This is a genomic window from Neisseria sp. P0019.S002, assembly GCF_051957155.1.
Taxonomy (GTDB): Bacteria; Pseudomonadota; Gammaproteobacteria; order Burkholderiales; family Neisseriaceae; genus Neisseria; species Neisseria perflava.
The window spans coordinates 78,044-97,674 of the sequence record NZ_JBQCWS010000002.1; the positions used below are offsets into that span (position 1 = coordinate 78,044).

General features: G+C 51.9%; 17 protein-coding genes. 13 read left to right on the forward strand and 4 right to left on the reverse strand.

What is annotated here, in order from left to right; all coding sequences use genetic code 11:
* Positions 1-15: 15 nt before the first annotated feature.
* Entirely contained in the window at positions 16-972 is a 957-nt protein-coding gene (locus tag ACTHTY_RS03745) for a DUF2167 domain-containing protein (RefSeq protein ID WP_440366518.1), read from the reverse strand.
* A gap of 444 nt (positions 973-1,416) precedes the next feature.
* On the opposite strand from ACTHTY_RS03745, the gene ACTHTY_RS03750 reads away from it, so the two are divergent.
* The 11 genes from ACTHTY_RS03750 to ACTHTY_RS03800 all read left to right on the forward strand — a co-directional run bounded on the left by ACTHTY_RS03750 (position 1,417) and on the right by ACTHTY_RS03800 (position 8,697).
* Complete coding sequence (locus ACTHTY_RS03750) at positions 1,417-1,755, forward strand: hypothetical protein (protein ID WP_004519158.1); 339 nt, start codon at positions 1,417-1,419, stop codon at positions 1,753-1,755.
* 59 nt (positions 1,756-1,814) lie between these two features.
* Positions 1,815-2,150: a zinc ribbon domain-containing protein YjdM gene (locus ACTHTY_RS03755; protein ID WP_049323689.1), complete on the forward strand. Its 336-nt coding sequence runs from the start codon at positions 1,815-1,817 to the stop codon at positions 2,148-2,150.
* A gap of 41 nt (positions 2,151-2,191) precedes the next feature.
* Positions 2,192-2,380, forward strand: coding sequence for a peptidylprolyl isomerase (locus ACTHTY_RS03760; protein WP_440366681.1), 189 nt, complete (start codon positions 2,192-2,194; stop codon positions 2,378-2,380).
* A 34-nt stretch (positions 2,381-2,414) separates the two neighbouring features.
* Positions 2,415-2,651, forward strand: a complete 237-nt coding sequence (locus ACTHTY_RS03765) for a zinc-ribbon domain-containing protein (RefSeq protein ID WP_049333028.1) — start codon at positions 2,415-2,417, stop codon at positions 2,649-2,651.
* A gap of 180 nt (positions 2,652-2,831) precedes the next feature.
* Positions 2,832-5,141: a DNA helicase RecQ gene (gene recQ, locus ACTHTY_RS03770; RefSeq protein ID WP_440366519.1), complete on the forward strand. Its 2,310-nt coding sequence runs from the start codon at positions 2,832-2,834 to the stop codon at positions 5,139-5,141.
* Positions 5,142-5,364: 223 nt separating this feature from the next.
* Positions 5,365-5,814: an HvfX family Cu-binding RiPP maturation protein gene (locus ACTHTY_RS03775; protein ID WP_440366520.1), complete on the forward strand. Its 450-nt coding sequence runs from the start codon at positions 5,365-5,367 to the stop codon at positions 5,812-5,814.
* Between the two features lie 98 nt (positions 5,815-5,912).
* A complete protein-coding gene (locus tag ACTHTY_RS03780) occupies positions 5,913-6,185 on the forward strand; it encodes a hypothetical protein (protein WP_049349240.1) in 273 nt (90 codons plus the stop codon).
* An 86-nt stretch (positions 6,186-6,271) separates the two neighbouring features.
* On the forward strand, positions 6,272-7,114 hold the full coding sequence (locus ACTHTY_RS03785; protein WP_070624893.1) for an HvfB family MNIO-type RiPP peptide maturase: 843 nt from the start codon (positions 6,272-6,274) through the stop codon (positions 7,112-7,114).
* The gene (locus tag ACTHTY_RS03790; protein ID WP_440366521.1) at positions 7,104-7,790 is read left to right on the forward strand and encodes an HvfC family RiPP maturation protein; all 687 of its coding nucleotides are present in this window, start codon (positions 7,104-7,106) and stop codon (positions 7,788-7,790) included. Before ACTHTY_RS03785 ends, ACTHTY_RS03790 begins: the two co-directional genes overlap by 11 nt.
* Before the next feature lie 142 nt (positions 7,791-7,932).
* Entirely contained in the window at positions 7,933-8,511 is a 579-nt protein-coding gene (locus ACTHTY_RS03795) for a sigma-70 family RNA polymerase sigma factor (RefSeq protein ID WP_440366522.1), read from the forward strand.
* A 12-nt stretch (positions 8,512-8,523) separates the two neighbouring features.
* Positions 8,524-8,697: a zf-HC2 domain-containing protein gene (locus ACTHTY_RS03800; protein WP_141745160.1), complete on the forward strand. Its 174-nt coding sequence runs from the start codon at positions 8,524-8,526 to the stop codon at positions 8,695-8,697.
* Between the two features lie 238 nt (positions 8,698-8,935).
* Here the strand turns inward: ACTHTY_RS03800 and ACTHTY_RS03805 are convergent, their stop codons facing one another.
* Positions 8,936-13,084 (reverse strand): translocation/assembly module TamB domain-containing protein, encoded by a 4,149-nt coding sequence (locus ACTHTY_RS03805; RefSeq protein ID WP_440366523.1) that lies wholly within the window; start codon positions 13,082-13,084, stop codon positions 8,936-8,938.
* Positions 13,085-13,162: 78 nt separating this feature from the next.
* Positions 13,163-15,004 (reverse strand): autotransporter assembly complex protein TamA, encoded by a 1,842-nt coding sequence (locus ACTHTY_RS03810; protein ID WP_440366524.1) that lies wholly within the window; start codon positions 15,002-15,004, stop codon positions 13,163-13,165.
* 446 nt (positions 15,005-15,450) lie between these two features.
* Here ACTHTY_RS03810 and sstT point away from each other — a divergent pair, with 446 nt between their 5' ends.
* Both sstT and ACTHTY_RS03820 read left to right on the forward strand, forming a co-directional pair.
* Positions 15,451-16,674, forward strand: coding sequence for a serine/threonine transporter SstT (sstT, locus tag ACTHTY_RS03815; protein WP_308881967.1), 1,224 nt, complete (start codon positions 15,451-15,453; stop codon positions 16,672-16,674).
* A 228-nt stretch (positions 16,675-16,902) separates the two neighbouring features.
* Positions 16,903-18,759 carry an ABC transporter ATP-binding protein gene (locus ACTHTY_RS03820; protein WP_440366525.1) on the forward strand — a complete coding sequence of 619 codons (1,857 nt, stop codon included), beginning with the start codon at positions 16,903-16,905 and terminating at the stop codon, positions 18,757-18,759.
* 107 nt (positions 18,760-18,866) lie between these two features.
* Here ACTHTY_RS03820 and ACTHTY_RS03825 read toward each other — a convergent pair whose 3' ends face one another.
* Positions 18,867-19,595, reverse strand: a complete 729-nt coding sequence (locus tag ACTHTY_RS03825; RefSeq protein ID WP_003686578.1) for a TIGR00730 family Rossman fold protein — start codon at positions 19,593-19,595, stop codon at positions 18,867-18,869.
* Positions 19,596-19,631 lie beyond the last annotated feature (36 nt).

A 19,631-nucleotide genomic window follows, 5' to 3' on the forward strand; every position in this document is an offset into this window, starting at 1 on the left:
TTGAACAGGATTTATTTATTCTTCTTCGTTCGGTTTATTTTTATCTTTTTTGCGCCATAGGCCTTTAAACAATGCGCCTGCTGCAACAGCACCGAAAATAATCAGTTTGCCGAATTTAGCCAGTAATGCGCCGGCCAAAGCTAATAATCCCAGTTTTTTTGCAGCGATACCGCCAACCAAGGCAGCCAGTCCGTATTCGGCCACTTTGTCGGTTGCAGCATTGAAATCGCTGTAGCGCTTGCCTTCATTGAATTCGATATTACCCAACAATTCTTGCACAATAGGTTTGTATTGATCTATGCTTTTCAAATCGGTGATCATAGTCAATTCAATATAGCCTTCGCGTCCCAGCTGGAAAGTATTGTAGTTGATGGCAGGATTGGGATCGGGTTCGTTTTTATTCAGAACGTCAATCGACCAAATCAGACGATGGGTCTTTGCATCATATTGCGGTTTTTCTACCCAGCCGCGTGTTTCCAATTCCGGCAGGTTGCGGGAGGCACGCTCTTTATTTTGTTCCTCGGTCCCTTCTTTCAGTTGCTCGAGCATGGCCTCAACATCCCATTCTTTGGCATCATCGTCTTTGATGTAGCCGGAATCGGTAAAGGTCAGGTCTACTATCCAATTAGTGTCGCTGTCCTCGTTCTCCGATTCGGGGAGAATCAGGCCGTAGCGGTTGGGATCTGTGGCATTACCTGCTTCCCTCATCATGGCGTTGGCGCGATTTTTTTTCACAAAGACCATTTTTGCAGGCAGTTTCAGTTTGGCCTGATTGCCCAAATCAACGGTTGCCGGGCCTTGGATGATCTGGTCGTCAACGTAGTTCGCGATAGAATCTGAGGCTTGTTGCACTTCTTGCCCGGATGCCTCGACGGCAGAAGCGGTATCAGCGTTGGCTGCAGAAGCCGGCAGGGTTTGGATAGATAGTAGGGCTGCCAAAACGGCATAGGCGAGACGGTTGCTTTTCATCATAGAGTTCTCATGGAAGAAGAATTAAAAAAGATGCAGACAGCCGCAACACCATATGCTCCGGCATGACTAAAGGGTAAATTTTACAATAAATAAATCATATTTACATATTTAAATATGACTGTAATTTAAAAATACAGGAAAGCTTTTTGACGAGAGGCAGAGCCATCATTGTGAAACTCAAAAAGGCCGTCTAAAAATTTTTCAGACGGCCTTTTATAATAAAACCAGAAAATAATGGAATAAGGCGGAGAATATGAGAAAATAATAGCCGCCTGCCTGTCACAACAGTTGATTGAATTAACTTTTATCGGCAGCCTGAATGTCCGGATTGGATAAAATAAGCCATTAAGAACAAAGACCAACAAGCATATTATGTAAAATTGGCGGCGGAAAAATCGGCTTTGCGCTTTACTTTACAAATCAAACAACTTTAAAGGAAAACCCATGAAAAAAACCTTACTTGCCCTGATGATGTTATCCGCCGCCGCCGCGTATGCCGGTGAGGCGGAAGACCGTTTGCTGTCCGTCCAATCGGTTTACCGCGCTGCTTTGCATGAGCAAAACAGCAACGATAGCAAAATCATTTCCCTGCAAAGTGATTTGGAAAGCGCGCAGCGTCGTTTACAGGCTGCGCAATCCGATATTGACCGTTTGAAAGGCGAAATTCAGACGGCCTTGGCTCAGAAAGAGCAGCAAAATGCCAAGCTGCAACAAGCCGGCCAGATGTTGGATGCGGCGTGGAATGCCGTTTACGGCGTAGGCGGCAGCAAGGCGAATCAATAATTTAGACATTGTATTATTTGCGTTTTACGCTTCTTTTATCATATTTATAAGGAAACCTCATGTCCCTACCTCCCTGCCCGAAATGCCACTCCGAATACACGTACGAAGACGGTGCCCAATACGTTTGCCCTGAGTGCGCCCATGAGTGGAATGAGGCCGATGCTGCGGCTGCCGGCGATGATGCCTTGGAAGTCAAAGATGCCAACGGCGCGGTCTTGCAAGATGGCGATACGGTTGTCTTAATTAAAGATTTGAAAGTCAAAGGCAGCTCTATGGTCATCAAGCAAGGCACCAAAGTCAAAGGCATCCGCTTACAAGAGGGTGACCACAATATCGGTTGCAAAATCGATGGCAGCGCGATGAACTTGAAATCTGAGTTCGTTAAAAAAGCCTAAAGATTTTATTTTTATCTAAAAATAAATATCCTGCTCAGATTATTGAAGCCTACAAGAAAGGCGAAAATTCTGCTTTAGATGGTGATTATACTGTCTTTGGTCAAGTCATAAATGGCATGGATATTGTGGGCAAGATTGCCGAGAGCAAAACTGGTGAAAACACCAAACCCAAAAACGAGATTAAAATTGAAAAGATCGAAGTTATCAAAGATTACGACTTCAATAAATAATTTTCAGTTTAAATAAGAAAGGAATGTAATACATATGATTATCTGGGGCTATAAAGGCTATCAAAAAGAACTAGGACATACTCAGTCTGTTATCCAATGCGGAAACTGTCAACAAACCGCTCCTTGGGACATTATTGAGACGGGTCGAAAATTTTCCCTCTATTGGATTCCTCTTATTCCTTATGGAAAAAAATATTACGTCCTATGCCCAGTTTGCCAACGCGGTAAAGAAATTGAAAAACAAGAAATTAATGAATATTTAAATTATTAAAATTAAAAAGAGGCTGGTCATGAAATTACAGGCCTCTTACTCTTGTTATTTAAAAAAACAAAACATTCTTTCGGAAGGTTAACCTGAAAGGCCGTCTGAAAAAACGGCGGCAAAATGTTCCGCACATACGCGGGTGCAAAACCGTTAAAATAACGCTTTCCCCTATTCTACGGAACCATTATGCCTCAGCCGACCGCCAAACAGATTTTGCACGAAGTATTCGGTTATCCCGAATTTCGTGGCAAGCAGGAGGCTATCGTCAATGCTTTGGCCGGCGGCGAGAGTTTGATGGTGCTGATGCCGACGGGCGGGGGCAAGTCTTTGTGTTACCAAATTCCGGCGCTGATGCGCGAAGGCGTGGCGGTTGTCGTATCGCCGCTGATTGCGCTGATGAACGACCAAGTGGCCAGTCTGCATGTGGCCGGGATTGAAGCGGCGGCAGTCAACAGCAGCACATCGGCAGATGAGGCGCGCGATATTGCCGACAAGCTTGCCCAAGGCCGTCTGAAACTGCTTTATGTCGCGCCGGAACGCTTGGTTACCGACCGCTTTTTGCGTTTTCTCGACCAACAAACCGTCAGCCTGTTTGCCATTGATGAGGCGCATTGCGTCAGTCAATGGGGACACGATTTCCGCCCCGAATATCAACAGCTCGGCATGCTTGCCGAACGCTATCCGAACATCCCGCGCATCGCCCTGACCGCTACCGCCGATGCGGCCACGCGCGCCGACATCAAGCATTATCTGCATTTGGACAATGCGCCCGAATTTATCTCCAGCTTTGACCGCCCGAATATTTATTATCAGGTTATCGAAAAAAATAATGGCAAAAAACAATTGCTGGATTTTATCCGTAAGCAGATGCATGGGCAAAGCGGCATTGTGTATTGTTTGAGCCGCAAAAAAGTCGAGGATGTGGCGCAGTTTTTGTGTGAAAATGGCTTGGAGGCGATTCCGTATCATGCCGGTTTGAGCATGGACGTGCGCGAGGAAAACCAACGCCGCTTTACGCATGAAGACAATATTATCGTAGTGGCGACCGTGGCGTTCGGCATGGGCATAGACAAACCCGACGTGCGCTTTGTCGCCCATCTCGATATGCCCCAGAGTGTCGAACATTTCTATCAAGAATCGGGGCGCGCCGGCCGGGACGGGCTGCCTGCCGTGAGCTGGCTGTGTTACGGCTTGAACGATTGGGTGTTGCTGCGTGAACGGATTGCCGAGGGCAACAGCGACGAGGTGCAAAAGCAAATCGAAATGCAAAAACTCGATGCCATGCTTTCCGTCTGCGAAACCGCCGCTTGCCGCCGCGTACTGCTGCTCAAACATTTCGGCGAAGAATCCGAACCCTGCGGCCATTGCGACAACTGCCTGCATCCGCCCGTGCGGTTTGACGGCACGGTGTTGGTGCAAAAATTACTCAGCTGCGTGTACCGCGCCGGACAACGTTTTGCCGCCGGTTACATCACCAACCTTTTGCGCGGTAAAAGCGACGATTGGATACAGCGCAACGGCCATGACAAGTTATCCACATTCGGCATCGGCAGCGAACAGACCGACAAGGAATGGCGCAGCGTCATCCGCCAGTGCATCAGCTTGGGCTATCTCACCGTCAATGTCGAGCAGCATCAAGCCCTGCAGCTGACCGAAGCGGCCAAACAAGTCCTCAAGGGTGAAACCGAAGTCATGCTGCGCCCCCTGCGCCGCGAAAAAACGGCCACCCAAAAGCCAAAAGACGATTGGTTGCGTACCGAGCGCGAAGAGCGTTTGTGGCAGGCATTGCGCCAATGGCGGCAACAACGCGCCCGGGCAGAGGAAGTGCCGGCCTATGTGGTTTGCGGCGACAAAACCCTGCGCGATATTGTCGAAAAAATGCCCCGAAGTTTGGAAGATTTACACCAAATCTACGGCTTGGGCGAGGCGAAAATCAATAAATTCGGTTTGGAGATACTCGACGTTTGCGAAACAGCTGAAGCCGGTACGGTTTCCACAGACAGCGCACAAGTTATCCACAGCTTGGGCGAGCGCGAACAGGCCTTAAAACGGGCTTTGGAAACTTGGCGCGAGCAGCAGGCAAGTGCCGATCAAGTGACGCTGGGAACGGTGTTCTCCAACGAAAGCATGGACGACTTGCTGACCAATACGCCTGCCGAACCCATCGACCTTTTGGGCGTGTATAAACTCGGCGAAAAACGTATCGAGCAATACGGAGAGGGCATTTTAAACATCTGCCGCCCGTTTTCAGACGGCCTGAGCGAAGAGGATAAACGCAAACGCCGATTGATGCGCCGTCTGCTTCAGTGGAACATAGATACTGCCCGCCATGAAGGCCTCGAAGCCTATCAGATATGTAGCAAAGTCACCTTGCGCGCGATTGCCGCCCGACGGCCGCAGGATTTGGCGGAGCTGGCGGAAATCCACGGCATGAATGAGGATAAAACCGACAAATACGGCACGGAAATTGTTGAATTGTGTAAACAAGCGGATTAATTGACCGCGATTATCATCAAAGGCCGTCTGAAACCCAATCAAGCATCGTATTTCAGACGGCCTTTTTGAATTTTTAATCTTTATAAAACAATAAATAAGAAAATATTTGTATTGAATGTGTCAGTTTTTTGAGGCTGTCACGTCTAAACAGGCATGAAAGATGGGATGGTGCCGATGGATTTTTCGTCCCATCCCATTTGACACACATCGATTAGGAAAATAAATGAACACCTCATCCAACTCCTCTTGGCAGGCCGCTTTCGGCTTGTTGACGCTCAGGCTTTTTGCCGCGTATGAATTTCTTGAGTCCGGCCTGGAAAAATGGAACGGGGAAAACTGGTTTGCAGATATCAACAGTCAATTTCCCTTTCCATTCAATTTGTTGCCGGATACGGTTAACTGGAATTTGGCCATGTGGGCGGAACTGGTTTTGCCTGCGCTGCTCATCGTCGGCTTGGCAACGCGGCTGTCCGCGCTGGGATTGATGGTCGTAACGGCTGTCGCATGGTCTGCGGTACATGCCGGCTTGGGGTACAATGTGTGCGACAACGGTTATAAAATGGCACTGATTTATTTGGTGGTTTTATTTCCTGTCCTGTTACAGGGCGCAGGCCGTCTGTCTTTGGATGCACTGCTGAAGAAACGCTGTTGCCGCATCAAGCATTTTCTTTAAGGATTATCTTTAAGGATTAATGGTCGCGGGCCGACTTTAAATGCCCGATATTATCCCTTGATTTGTTTTAAAACCCATATTTTAAAAAGGAAGTTGAAATGAAAAAAAATGTAGCTGCTGCTTTGGCCGGTGCACTGTCCCTGTCTTTGGCTGCTGGTGTTGTTGCCGCTGATAAAGCCGCCAGCGACGTGGCCGTTGAGAAAACTGTTAAAGCTGCTGAAGGTACTTGCGGCGCGGCTGCCAAAGCCGGTGAAGGTACTTGCGGCGCAGCCATGAAAAAAGCACACGCCAAAAAAGGCAAAGCATCTAAAGCCAAAGCTGCCAAAGTAGTAGAAGGCAAATGCGGCGAAGGTAAATGCGGTTCTAAATAATCCTGCAACATACCTTTAACAAAGTCGCATTTTATAAACGAAAATGCGACTTTGTCGTTCATACGGCACCATAACAGGACATCACCATGATTCAACATGCAGGCTTGGGCTACCGCCGCGACTTGGCGGAAGACTTCCTCTCGCTTTCAGACGACAGCCCGATACGCTTTATCGAAGCCGCCCCCGAAAATTGGCTGAAAATGGGCGGCAGGGCGCGCAAACAGTTTGACCGCGTGGCGGAACGGCTGCCGTTGGCGTTACACGGATTATCCATGTCGCTGGGCGGACAAGCCCCGCTGGATACCGCTTTGATAGACGGAATCAAAGAAATGATGCGCCGTTATGACTGCACGTTTTTCTCCGATCATTTGAGCTACTGCCATGATGGTGGTCATCTTTACGATTTGTTGCCACTGCCTTTCACTGAAGAAATGGTGCAACATACCGCGCGCCGTATCCGCGAAGTGCAGGATCGGTTGGGCTGCCGCATTGCCGTAGAAAACACGTCCTACTACCTGCATTCTCCGCTTGCCGAAATGAACGAAGTCGAGTTCCTTAACGCCGTTGCCCGTGAAGCCGACTGCGGCATTCATTTGGACGTGAACAATATTTACGTCAACGCCGTCAATCACGGACTGTTGTCGCCTGAAGCCTTTTTAGAAAATGTGGATGCAGGGCGCGTGTGTTACATCCACATCGCCGGACACGATGTCGAAACCCCTGAGCTTTTAATTGATACCCACGGCGCGGCGGTTTTGCCGACCGTTTGGGATTTGCTCGAACTGGCCTATGCCAAGCTGCCGACGATTCCGCCTACTCTGTTGGAACGCGATTTCAATTTTCCGCCTTTTGCCGACCTCGAAGCTGAAGTTGCCAAAATCGCCGACTATCAAACGCGTGCCGGAAAGGAATACCGCCGTGCAGCCTGAAACCTCCGCCCAATACCAACACCGCTTTGCCCAAGCCATACGCGAAGGCGAAGCCGCCGACGGATTGCCGCAAGAGCGCCTGAATGTCTATATCCGCCTGATACGCAACAATATTTACAGCTTTATCGACCGCTGTTATACCGAAACGCTGCAATACTTTGACAGCGAAGAATGGGGCCGTCTGAAAGAGGGTTTCGTCCGCGACGCACGTGCCCAAACGCCCTATTTTCAAGAAATCCCCGGCGAGTTCCTCCGATATTGCCAAAGTCTGCCGCTTTCAGACGACCTTTTGGCATTGATGGACTTTGAACACACTCAGCTGCTCGCCGAAACCGCTCAAACCGACAGCGAAGCCTCACCTGCCGATTCAGACGATTTGGCTTACACCCTTTCTCCCGCCGCCTTTGTGCGCCGTTATCAGTATGACGTGACCGACGAATTGCAGGAGGTGGAAACTGCTGTTTTGGTGTGGCGCGATAAGGAAGACGACGTGATGTATCAAACGCTCGACGATTTCGACGCTTTATTGTTGGAAACACTGGCAGAAACGCCCACTTCCCTAAACGGCCTGCAAACCATGCTGGCAGAGTTCATGCCGTCTGAAAACGCTTGGCAGGACGCATTAAGGCAGAAATGGACGGATTGGCTGGAACAGGGCATTTTGGTTGCGGCATAAATCAAGGCCGTTTGAAACGGACGCAGTCGGTTTCAGTAAAACAAAAATACTACTGAAATCGTTTATAGATTCAATCGCATGCTCTTGCCGTATCAGCGTAAAATCAGAAGCATATTGATCATTCATTTCATACTGATACATTATGGCCCTACCCGAACTGACCGATGCCGAGCTTGCCGAATCCCGTAAACTGCTGCTGCGCTTTGCTCATATCCAACTGCCCGACCGCCCCGATTTGGCGGAAGACCTCGTACAGGAAACCATGCTTTCTGCCTACCGCGCAGCCGAGAGTTTCAAAGGCGGCGCCCAAGTGAGCAGCTGGCTGTTTGCAATCTTAAAAAACAAAATTACCGACTGCCTGCGCCAAATCGGGCGGCAACGCCAAGTTTTCGTCACGCGCGACGAAGAAGCTTTGGATGAAGCCTTTGAAGGACATTTTGCCGCCGACGGGCATTGGACAGACGAAGGACAACCTCAGGGTTGGGACTCGCCCGAAGCCAGTTTGAACAATAAAGAGTTCTACCAAGTTTTGCAGACCTGCCTCTACCATCTGCCGGAAAACACCGCCCGCGTGTTTACCATGAAAGAAATTCTCGGTTTTTCAAGCGATGAAATCCGCGAACAATGCGGCATCAGCCATGCCAACTACCACACCATCATGCACCGCGCGCGCGAAACCTTGCGCCAGTGCCTGCAAATCAAATGGTTCTCCCATGCCTGACAGGAAAATGCCATGAAAAAATGCCGCAAAATAACCGATCTGATTTCCAAACAGCAAGACCAAGTACGTCTCAGTCTTTTTAACCGCATTGCCCTTGCCGTCCACCTGTCGCTCTGCCCCCGTTGCCGCGAATATAAGAAACAGCTCGAATTAATCAGCAACGCCATGCACAAGATATTTCGATGATTCAAAAAAGGCCGTCTGAAACCTGCCCCTGTCAGTTTCAGACGGCCTTTTTGTATCTGCTTTATTTATTGCTAACTTGGAATAAGCCATGGTTTGCCGTTCACTTTTTTAGCTGCATTTATTTTTAAACTTGCGCCGTTGACCTTTGTTTTTTGAGGCATGGCTGAAGATTCTAATACGGTAGAACAAGATAAAGGCCGTCTGAAAGATGAATTTCAGACGGCCTTTTTCACGGCTTTTAGTGTTGTTCTTCCGGCTCGGGTTCGTCTTTGCCGAACCAGTTGTCAAAGCGGATGGTATATTTCAACTCGCCACCGGAGGAGCGTGTGCCGATGCGGGCAACGGCTTGGATGGCGCGGGTCAGTTGGTACACGAGTTTGACGGATTGTTCGGCGCTGGAAATGCCGTATTCGTAACCTGCGTAGAGGTTGTTGGTGAGCTGTTTGCCGACGGTCAGGACTTGTTCGGCAGGATTGAGCTCGCCGGTTTGGGCGTTGCGGCTGCGTTTGCTGGTAAAGCCCAAATCATCGACAAGGCCGATGCGGTCGTTGACTTGGCCGGCAAGCAGCGCGCTGGCGGCCGCAGAGAGCGTGGCGTTGTCGCCGTCGCTGCCGCTGCTGGCACGGTTGAGGATGAGCCAGGAGAGTTTGTCTTTTTCACTCATGGCTTCTTTGGCAACCAAGGTTACGCGCGGATTGTTGAGGCTGCCGAGGACTTCGACACCTGCACCGACCGGGGAGAGACGGCGTTCGGCACGGATGTTGAGGTTTGGATTGGTCAGCGGGCCGACAAAGGAAACCGAGCCTTTGGTGATGTCGAGGTCTTGGCCGTAGGCTTTGTAGCGGCCTTTGACAACGCGCACGGTACCGACGCCTTGGACGGCTTCGCCCGGACGTGATGTGATGGCCAGTTTGCCGCCGATGGTAACGTCTGCGCCGTAGCCGACAAAACGGACATTGTCGTTGATGTTCAAGACAAGGTTCATATTAATCGGCGTGGTGGCCGTTGCTTCTTTTTTGGTTTCGCCCAGTACGACCACGTCGTCATCGAGGGTCGGCATGGAGGATTTTTGTGAACCGAACCTGCCGTAGTCGGTGTTGAGCGTGCCGTTGAGCGATACGCCTTTTTCCGGATTGTAGAGGACTTTGGCCGCGCCGGAGAGCTGCAGTTGGCGGTTTGGACGCGAGAGGGTGCGGTATTTGTCGAAGACGATGTCCACGTCGACATCGGGGTTGGCGTTGGCAAGGTTGACCGCACCTTTGAGCTCAATCGTGCCGCCACGGTGGAATTTGAGGCTGTCGATCACCCATTTTTGACCCTGCAGGCGCGAACGCAATACGCCGTTGTCGAGAATCAGGCCTTGGGTTTGATGGCGGTAATAGAGGTTGTCGCCGTTAATCAGGCCGCTCAGTTGCGGATCGTTCAGACGGCCTGCCAAGTTGACGGCGGCGTTCAGACGGCCTTTGAGGGTTTGGCCGACGGGCAGGAAGTTGCGGAAGACTTCGAGGTTGGCAACGTTCAGGTTGAGTTTGCCGCTCAGGGGGGCGGTGTCGAAGCTGGTACCCTGACCGATGTTGACGGTACCGTCGGCTCGGCCGTAATTGGTTTGGAGGTCGAGGTTGCTGTTGACGGTAGGTGAACCGAGTCGGCCGCCGATGGTGGCGGTCGCGTTCAGACGGCCTGCAATGCCTTGGGCTGTGGCCGGCATAAAGGATTTGAGCGAGCCCAAATCGGGAACGTTGATATTGACTTTGCCGCTGACGGGGGCGTTGTTGATGTTGTTGCCGAACTGTTGGGCGATGCCGAGCGTGCCGTCAACTTTGCCGAAGCGGGTGTTGCCTTCCAGCGTGCTGTCGATGCGGCCGTTTTGGAAACGGGTGCGCAGGGCGAGTGCGGAAAGTCCCAAAGGCTGTTTGTTTTTCGGATCTTTGCTCGGCAGGATGATGTCGCCGCTTTGACGGCTGATGTTGAGGAAGCCGCGCGCGTTTTGACTGTAAGCCAAATCCCAGTCGCCGCCCAAGACGAGGTTGTGTTCGATGGGCGGGGTGTAGAAGTTGTGCAACTCGGTAATGTGCAGATTTTGCGCGCTGCCTTTACTGGTAATGCCGGCTTTTTTGTCCCAAACGAAATTTTGCAGGTTGAGGCTGCCGCCCATGGCCGCCCAGCGTGCGCTGCTGAGGGAAACGCGTTCGCTGCCGGCTTCGAGGTTGAGGCGGTTTTGCAGTTTGAGGTTGAACGCGCCGTTGATGTCGAGCGTGTCAACCGTGCCTTTCCATTGGGTTTGGTCTTTGTTGAGGCCGCCGGTGGCGTCGAGGTCGAGCTTGTAGCGTTTGTTGTCCACCGCCATGCTGCTGTTGCCGCGGATGTGGTGGTGCGAACCTGTGCCGCTGATGAGCAGGTTGACGTTGTCAATCATGGCCGCGCCGCCGGAGACGGCGATGTGTTCGCCTTTAATATCGGCACTCAACGGACGGTTGGTGTCGGGCGAACCTTTAAGTTTGAAGTCGAGGGTGCGGATATTGACGGTATCGGCGACTTTGAAGTTGCGCGCTTCGCCGTTCAAATCGGCTTCAAGGGTTTTGAGGCCGTCTGAAAAGCTGCCGGAGATGTAGCCGCGCGCGTTGAGCAGGCCGCCCAAGCCGAAGCCGAAACGCGACAAATCGGGGGCGGTAATATTGAGGTTGAGGCGGTCGCCTTTTTTGCCGAAGCTGCCGTTGGTTTTGACGATGTTGCTGCCGAGGGTCAGGTCGGTCAGGGCGCGAGAGAGGTGTTTGTTTTCATAGGCGACGTCGGCTTTGCCGCTGAGCGGAACGCCGTTGAGCGTACTCGGTGCAAACTGCATTTTGCCGGCGAATTTTTCTTGCGCCAGTATGCCGGTTAAGTTGATGTTGCCGTTGACGCTGCCTTGCGGAAGCTGCGGATCGATGCGCGCAGGGTTGAAGGCTTTGCTGACGATGTCCAGCTGCAGTTTGCGGTCTTTGAAGAGTTCAAGCGAGCCTTTGGCGTTGAGTTCGCCGCCGTTTTGCGGAACCAGGCGGACTTTGTCGAGCTTGAGTGTGCGCTGGCCGAGCTGTTTGTCGGTTTGGAAAAACAGCATGCCGTCTGTGCGTGCGAATCCGCTGTCGAGATTCCAGTTGACGACAGGGGAGGAGGTTTCGCCTTTGACGTCGATACTGCCGTTCAGACGGCCTGCGATATTTTGACGGACAAAGTCGTCTGCGCCGGTATTGTTGATGCCCAGTGCGAGTTTGAGCTGGTCTTGGGCGGTATCGATAGTGCCGGATACGTCGATGCTGCCGTCTTTGAGTAGGCCGACGCCGATGTCTTCGATTTTGACCGTGCCTTTATCATCGACAATGAATTCGCCGAGGATGCGTTTGACGGGGATATAGTTTTCATCGGCAAAACCGGCTTGGTCGTTTTCCAAGTCTATCGAGCCTTCCAGCGCAACGCCGTCTGTAAAGGACGGAATGGTGGTGGCGTCGAAATTCAGACGTGCTTTGGGCAGGGTGGGCAGGAAGGCCTGCGGATTGATGTTGGAACCTTTAACCAGGATTTCGCCGACGGTTTCGTTGAGGCTGTCGGCGAATGGGTGAATGGTGGACTTGGCCGACAAATGAACGTTGTCGCCGTCGAGCAGCAGGTCGGTGGATACGTCTTGCAGGCTGCCCCACAGGCGCACCGTGCCGTGTATGGTTTCGCCCTCAAGCTGGCCTTTGGTGTAGATGGCGGTATTGAGGACGTAGGGTTTGTTCAAACCGAGCACCACCGCGCCTGTCGAGCTGCTCCAGGGCGTGTCGGCGGTTTTGATGTGGAGGCGGTGTTCTTTTTTGTCGTAATGATAGGCTGCGTGCAGATGGTCGAGATAGACGGTCTGCTTGTCAAAACGCTTGCCCACGCTGATTTTGCCGGTTTCCAAACGGTCGAGATAGGCGGTAACGGGCAGGTCTATGCTGTCGGGCAGGCCTTTTGAAGGCTCTTCTTCTTTAGGCGGCGTGCGTTTGGTCACGATGGCGATGTCGCCGGCCACGACTTCGGTAATGTGCAAGGACGGACGGGTCAGCTCGGACGGTTTCCAATCAAAGCGGAAGCTGCTGATTTTGATGTCCGCACCCTCTGTTTCAATCAACCATTTGTCGCCTCCAAAACCTTCAATCAGCGTACCTTTCAGCGTATCCGAGGAGATTTTGACACCGAACCATGACGGGATTTTGTACAAACCGAAACGCAAACCCGATTCCGTACCGACCAGCCAGCCGATTGCGCCGGCGGAAACGGTCAATACGCCCAAGGCGGACAGGACAAAGCCGCGCAACAGGCGTTTTTTGCGCTTTGGCGGGGCGGGCTGTTGTTCAGACGGCGTGGAAGTGTTTGCAGTATCGGTCATGATATTTTTCTGTTTGTCTGTTTTTCAGACGGCCTGGAATGGCTGAGGCCGTCTGAAAGAATGGATGGTGTATGTTTGTTAAAACCTTGTGCCCAAGCTGATGTGCCAGCGGATTTTTTTGTCGTGGTGGCTGTAGGCAATGTCGAAGGAGAACGGCGCAACCGGGCTGAACCAGCGCACACCCAAGCCGGTACCGTGTTTTAAGGTCATGTGTTTGAAGTTGCTTGCCGCATCGCCGACATCGTGGAAGATGGCGCCTGAGAAGCTTTTGGTGACCGGGAATTGATATTCGAGGCTGCCGACCACCAAGGCGCGTTGTGGCAGGACGGAGCCGTTGGGGCCGGCCAAGCCGATGCTGTCGAGTTCGTAACCGCGTACGGAAGTTGCGCCGCCGGTACGGAACATCAGGCTGGACGGCACTTCTTCGCCTTCGCGGGCATAAACGTAGCCTGCCTGTCCGCGTACGATGAATGTACCGATTTTTTTGTTTTCAGGCGTGAAGAAATAGCCTGCCCGTGCCGTGGCGCGTGCTATTTGAGTGGAGGAGAGGAGTTTGCCCAAAGTTGTACCGATTTTGCCGTCGAGGTAATAGCCGTTTTGAGGGTGCAGCTCGGTTTCGATGCTTTGCCGTTTCCATGAGGCGGTCAGCATGGTGGCATGGCTTCGGCCCAAATCGTAGCTGGTGTCGGGGACTTTGCGGTCTTCGGTAATAAATTCGAGGCCGAAGCGGGCATCGATATTGTTGCGGTCGCGGACATACCAAATACCGCTGGACAGGGCGCGTTTTTCAAGGTTTTGCGTGGTCGAGCGGTTGTAGGAAACGTTGCTGGTCCAGTAGTTGCCGCGGTTGTTACGCGGTTGGCTGATACCGGCGGCCAGCGTGGTTTCGTATTTGTCCATGTCCCAAACGATGGAACCAATGTAACCTTTGTTAAAGAGGTTGTAATAGTCGTAGGCGATGCGGCCGCCGATTCCGTATTCGGAGTCGTAGCGGATACCGGTTTCCAGTTTGTGGCGTTTGACTTCGGTCACGTTGATTTTGACGGGAACGCGGTCGCCTTGCAGTTGGTCGAAGTCGGCTTGTACGGACGCGCCGGAATAGTGGCCATTTTGCTCGAGCGCCTGTTGCAGGTCGAGGATTTTGTCCAAGTCGTAAGGCGAACCGGGGTGGAAGCGCGCCATGCCGGAAACCACGTTTTCAGGGTAGCGGCGCGTGCCGGTGATTTGGAACTCGCCAAAGTAAATGGGGCGGTTGCTCTCTACGATGACGTTCAAATCGGCTTTTTGGGTATTGGGATTGATGGTGGCTTGGGTGGTAGTGAGTTTCGCCAAAGGGTATTTTTTGCGTGTTACCGCGCTGAGGACGGAGGTTTTACTCGCACTCCAGCCATCTTGGTCGAAGTTTTCGCCAACGGGCTGTTGCCAGTTTTCCATCGCATTTTGGTAGTACTCGGCCAAGTTGTCATCATTCAATACGTCGCCAAGGATGGCCACGCTGACGTTGTCGACTTTGGTGCGCGGGCCGGGGGTGACGTTGACGGTATAGCTTTCGCCGTGGTCTTGAATATTGACGTTGCTGTTGAAGTAGCCTTTGGTCCGGAGCATCGTTTTGACGTTGTCGGGAGCCTCTTCGGCGAGGAAGCCGACCTGCTCTTTGTCCAGCTCTTCGTCCTGCTGCTGGGTAATCAGCGGCAGGTATTCTTCAAGCATTTCTTTGACTTCGCTGTCTTGGGTGTCGATTTTGACGGGAAATTTGGGCTTGAGTTTGCCTGTCTGGTCGTCTTTGGGCTGCTTGGGCATTTTGGATTCGGGAACAGCTTCGTAGTCTTCCGCTTTGGGAACGGAAGTATCTACTGCCAACGCGTGTCCGTAGGCGAGCGCCAATGATGCAAATAAAACAGGGTAGGTCAGTTTGGTCATGATGTGTGTTCGACAGCGACAATTCTTCAGTATGGGGATTTTAACATTATTTCTGCAAGGTTTCAGGCTATGGTTATAAACGGAAATTTAGCGTGATAATGTTGCAAAATGTGACGTAAGGGCGGATTTTGGTTTGTTTCTATCTGATTGTAATATTTATGTTTTGTATTTTGACTGATGAAGTTGCCTTTGTATTCGGCCTTATGGCGCAGATTTCAGGCCGTCTGAAAGCAAGATATAGAGAAGTAAAGCAACGGTATGGGCATACTTTAAAGTAGGGTTTGAGCAGTTTTGACCGTATTTTTGGCATAAAGTGCCAACTGTGTCATAAATGCTAAACTTTGATGCTGTTTTTGTGAGGTGTGCATGAAAACCTCGCCGACAAATGATTTTTTATTTTAGAATGTAAGACTTTTTTAACATATCTTTAAATTGAAGGAACGGATATGGCAAGTGGCAATCCGCTTTTGAACGCGCTTAATCGCGTCAGCCTGGTGGCGCAAATCGCCATCGGCTTGGTTTTAGGTATTCTTGTAGGTGCAGTTGCGCCGCAAGTTGGTATCAGCGCAGGACTGCTGGGCAGCCTGTTTGTCGGTGCGCTTAAGGCTATCGCGCCGATTTTGGTATTCGTTTTGGTGACTGCCGCCATTGCGCAACACCAAAAAGGCAATCAGGCCCACATCAAACCGATTTTGATTTTGTATATTTTCGGTACGTTCGCAGCGGCTGTGGTGGCGGTTGTCGCCAGCATGGCATTCCCGACCACGCTGATTCTGCGTGCGGCCGGCGATGTATCCGTTGCGCCGCCTTCCGGCATTGTCGAAGTATTGAAAACGCTGTTGATGAATTTGGTGGCCAACCCGATTAACGCGCTAGCCAATGCCAACTATATCGGCATTTTGGCTTGGGCTTTGGTATTGGGCGCGGCTTTGCGTCATCACGGTTCGGATACGACCCGCCAAGTGGCGGCCGATTTGGCTGATACCGTTTCGACCGTTGTGAAATGGATTATCCGTTTTGCGCCGTTGGGTATTTTCGGCTTGGTGTCTTCTACTATTGCGGAAACCGGTTTTGAAGCGCTTGCCGGCTATATGCAGCTGTTGGCCGTATTGCTCGGCTGTATGCTGTTTATTGCGTTGGTGGTCAACCCGATTATTGTGTGGACGCAAATCCGCAGCAATCCTTTCCCGCTGGTGTTTACCTGCCTGCGCGAAAGTGGCGTGTATGCCTTCTTTACCCGTTCTTCCGCCGCCAATATCCCTGTGAACATGGCATTGGCGAAAAAACTGGGTCTGCACGAAGACACTTACTCTATCTCCATTCCATTGGGTGCAACCATCAATATGGCCGGTGCGGCAATCACCATTACCGTTTTGGCGATGGCTGCGGCGCACACGCAAGGCATTACGGTTGACTTCGCCACTGCCCTGCTGCTGAGCCTGGTGGCTACCGTCAGCGCGTGCGGTGCATCCGGTGTGGCCGGCGGCTCGTTGCTGCTGATTCCTTTGGCGTGCAGCCTGTTCGGTATCGATAACGATGTGGCCATGCAGGTGGTTGCCGTCGGCTTCATCATTGGTGTGATTCAAGACTCTGCAGAAACTGCGTTGAACTCTTCCACCGACGTTTTGTTTACTGCCGCTGCCGATTTGGGCCGTCAACGTAAAGAGTGATTTTTAAGGGCAACCTAAATCCAGCAAAGGCCGTCTGAAAAGTTTCAGACGGCCTTTGTTTTGGGCAAAGGAAAAGGGATTTTTAGATGGTCAAGCCGATAGATTGGTTTGGTCGGACTGACGGTATCCGCTGTCATCAGTCGGATTTTTCCCGTAAAATACAGTCTTGAATGTATTTGAACACCTCTTTTCAGACGGCCTGACCGTCTTATCACATTTGCAAAAACAATGATTAAAAAAATATTCTCATGGTTCGAGTCCCGCATCGACCCTTATCCCGAAGCCGCTCCGAAAACGCCAGAAAAAGGGTTGTGGCGGTTTATTTGGAGCAATATTGAAGGCGTGCGCAAATGGATCGCCGTGTTGGCCGTGTTTACGGTCGGCGTCGGCATCATGGAAGCCTTGATGTTCCAATTTATGGGCAAGGTGGTCGACTGGCTCGGCACTTATACGCCGCAAACGCTTTTTGCTGAAAAAGGCCATGCATTAATCGGCATGATGGCCATGGTGGCATTTTTTGCCGTTTGGACCTTTTTCGCGTCCAGTGTGCGCCTGCAAACCCTGCAAGGCGTGTTCCCCATGCGCCTGCGCTGGAATTTCCACCGCCTGATGTTGGGACAAAGCCTAGGCTTTTATCAGGACGAATTTGCAGGACGTGTGTCCGCCAAAGTCATGCAGACCGCGCTGGCGTTGCGCGATGTCGTGATGACCGTCGCCGATATGGTTGTGTATGTGCTGGTGTACTTCATCACTTCCGGCGTGATTCTGTCCTCATTCGATGCTTGGCTTATCGTGCCGTTTATTTGCTGGATGATTGGATTCGCGATGATTATGCGCTTTCTGATTCCCAAACTCGGCAAAACCGCTGCGCGTCAGGCCGATGCGCGCTCGCTGATGACTGGCCGCATTACCGACGCCTACTCCAATATCGCCACCGTCAAACTTTTCTCCCATGGCGCACGCGAGGCCGCCTATGCCAAGCAATCGATGGAAGAATTTATGGTGACCGTCCATGCCCAAATGCGTTTGGCAACGCTGCTGCACACCTGCAGCTTTATCGTCAACAGCTCGCTGACCGTCGGCACGACCGCCTTGGGTATTTGGCTTTGGTATCACGGCCAAGTCGGCGTAGGCGCGGTAGCTACGGCCACGGCCATGGCATTGCGTGTGAACGGTTTGTCGCAATACATCATGTGGGAGTCTGCCCGATTGTTTGAAAACATCGGTACCGTCAACGACGGCATGGCCACCCTGTCCAAACCACACACCATCCTCGACAAGCCGCAAGCCCTGCCGCTGAAAGTCACCCGAGGCGAAATCAAGTTTGATCACGTCGATTTCTCCTACGAAGCAGGCAAACCGCTCCTCAACGGCTTTAATCTGAACATCAAACCCGGCGAAAAAGTCGGCTTGATCGGCCGCAGCGGCGCGGGCAAATCCACCATCGTCAACCTGCTCCTGCGTTTTTACGAACCGCAAAGCGGCACGATTTCGATCGACGGCCAAAACGTGGACAGCGTTACCCAAGAAAGTCTGCGCGCCCAAATCGGTTTGGTAACGCAAGATACCTCCCTGCTGCACCGCTCCGTCCGCGACAACATTATCTACGGCCGTCCCGATGCGACCGAAGCCGAAATGATTTCTGCCGCCGAACGCGCCGAGGCCGCCGGTTTTATTCCTAACTTAAGCGATGCCAAAGGCCGACGCGGCTATGATGCGCACGTTGGCGAACGCGGCGTGAAACTTTCCGGAGGCCAGCGCCAACGTATCGCCATTGCCCGCGTCATGCTCAAAGACGCGCCGATTCTATTGCTTGACGAAGCTACCAGCGCGCTCGACTCCGAAGTCGAAGCCGCCATCCAAGAAAGCCTCGACAAAATGATGGAAGGCAAAACCGTGATTGCCATCGCCCACCGCCTCTCCACCATCGCCGCGATGGACCGCCTCATCGTCTTGGACAAAGGCCGCATCATCGAAGAAGGCAGCCACACCGAGTTGCTCGAGAAACAAGGTCTGTATGCCAAACTTTGGGCGCACCAAAGCGGCGGCTTCTTGAGTGAGCATGTCGAGTGGGAAAACAATTAAACGCTTTGAAAGAAGATAAAAGGCCGTCTGAAAACATTTTCAGACGGCCTTTATTAATGAAGCAAAGGGCAGCTGGGATAACCGCTTTTTCAGTTGAAACCTTAGTTTTACAGTCCCAGCGACCAAGCATTTTGGTGTTCGGACAAGTCTTCCAAGCGGTTTTCGTAATGGGCGAAGATTTCTTCGATGATTTCGTCCTCGTCGTCGATGACGCGGATCAAGTTCAAATCCTCTTCCAAAATCAGGTTTCTGCCCAGCAACTGCTCGCGTATCCAGTCCAACAGACCCGCCCAAAATGCTTTGCCCACTAAGATAATCGGGCGGTCGGGCGTTTTGCCGGTTTGCACCAAGGTCAGGCTTTCAAACAATTCGTCCAGCGTGCCGAAACCGCCGGGCATGACGACATACGCCACGGCGTGTTTGACGAACATGACTTTGCGCGGGAAGAAGTGTTGGAATTTAATCGACAAATCCTGATACGGATTGGCTTTTTGCTCGTGCGGCAACACGATATTCAACCCCACCGCCGGACTTGCGCCTGCAAACGCGCCTTTGTTGGCCGCTTCCATAATGCCCGGTCCGCCGCCGGAAATGACGGAAAATCCGGCATCCGACAGTTTGCGGGCCAAGCGCAATGTGAACTCGTAGTCGGGATGGTTTTCAGGCGTGCGCGCGCTGCCGTAAATGCTGACGGCTGGCTGAATGGCGCGCAATTCTTCGCCGGCTTCGACAAATTCGGAAATAATCTTCAATACATGATACGACTCGCGCGCCTGAATATCGCGGCGTGTTTCGTCGGGCAGCATGGGTTTGGGCAGTTTTTTGAGCAGGCTCACGGCTTTTCCTTCGTGTTTTTATGTGCAGTATTGTAA

Coding starts and splice junctions, on each gene's coding strand:
- ACTHTY_RS03745 (WP_440366518.1), bottom strand. CDS start 972: ATGATGAAAAGCAACCGTCTCGCCTATGCCGTTTTGGCAGCCCTACTA.
- ACTHTY_RS03750 (WP_004519158.1), top strand. CDS start 1,417: ATGAAAAAAACCTTACTTGCCCTGATGATGTTATCCGCCGCCGCCGCG.
- ACTHTY_RS03755 (WP_049323689.1), top strand. CDS start 1,815: ATGTCCCTACCTCCCTGCCCGAAATGCCACTCCGAATACACGTACGAA.
- ACTHTY_RS03765 (WP_049333028.1), top strand. CDS start 2,415: ATGATTATCTGGGGCTATAAAGGCTATCAAAAAGAACTAGGACATACT.
- recQ (WP_440366519.1), top strand. CDS start 2,832: ATGCCTCAGCCGACCGCCAAACAGATTTTGCACGAAGTATTCGGTTAT.
- ACTHTY_RS03775 (WP_440366520.1), top strand. CDS start 5,365: ATGAACACCTCATCCAACTCCTCTTGGCAGGCCGCTTTCGGCTTGTTG.
- ACTHTY_RS03780 (WP_049349240.1), top strand. CDS start 5,913: ATGAAAAAAAATGTAGCTGCTGCTTTGGCCGGTGCACTGTCCCTGTCT.
- ACTHTY_RS03785 (WP_070624893.1), top strand. CDS start 6,272: ATGATTCAACATGCAGGCTTGGGCTACCGCCGCGACTTGGCGGAAGAC.
- ACTHTY_RS03795 (WP_440366522.1), top strand. CDS start 7,933: ATGGCCCTACCCGAACTGACCGATGCCGAGCTTGCCGAATCCCGTAAA.
- ACTHTY_RS03800 (WP_141745160.1), top strand. CDS start 8,524: ATGAAAAAATGCCGCAAAATAACCGATCTGATTTCCAAACAGCAAGAC.
- ACTHTY_RS03805 (WP_440366523.1), bottom strand. CDS start 13,084: ATGACCGATACTGCAAACACTTCCACGCCGTCTGAACAACAGCCCGCC.
- ACTHTY_RS03810 (WP_440366524.1), bottom strand. CDS start 15,004: ATGACCAAACTGACCTACCCTGTTTTATTTGCATCATTGGCGCTCGCC.
- sstT (WP_308881967.1), top strand. CDS start 15,451: ATGGCAAGTGGCAATCCGCTTTTGAACGCGCTTAATCGCGTCAGCCTG.
- ACTHTY_RS03820 (WP_440366525.1), top strand. CDS start 16,903: ATGATTAAAAAAATATTCTCATGGTTCGAGTCCCGCATCGACCCTTAT.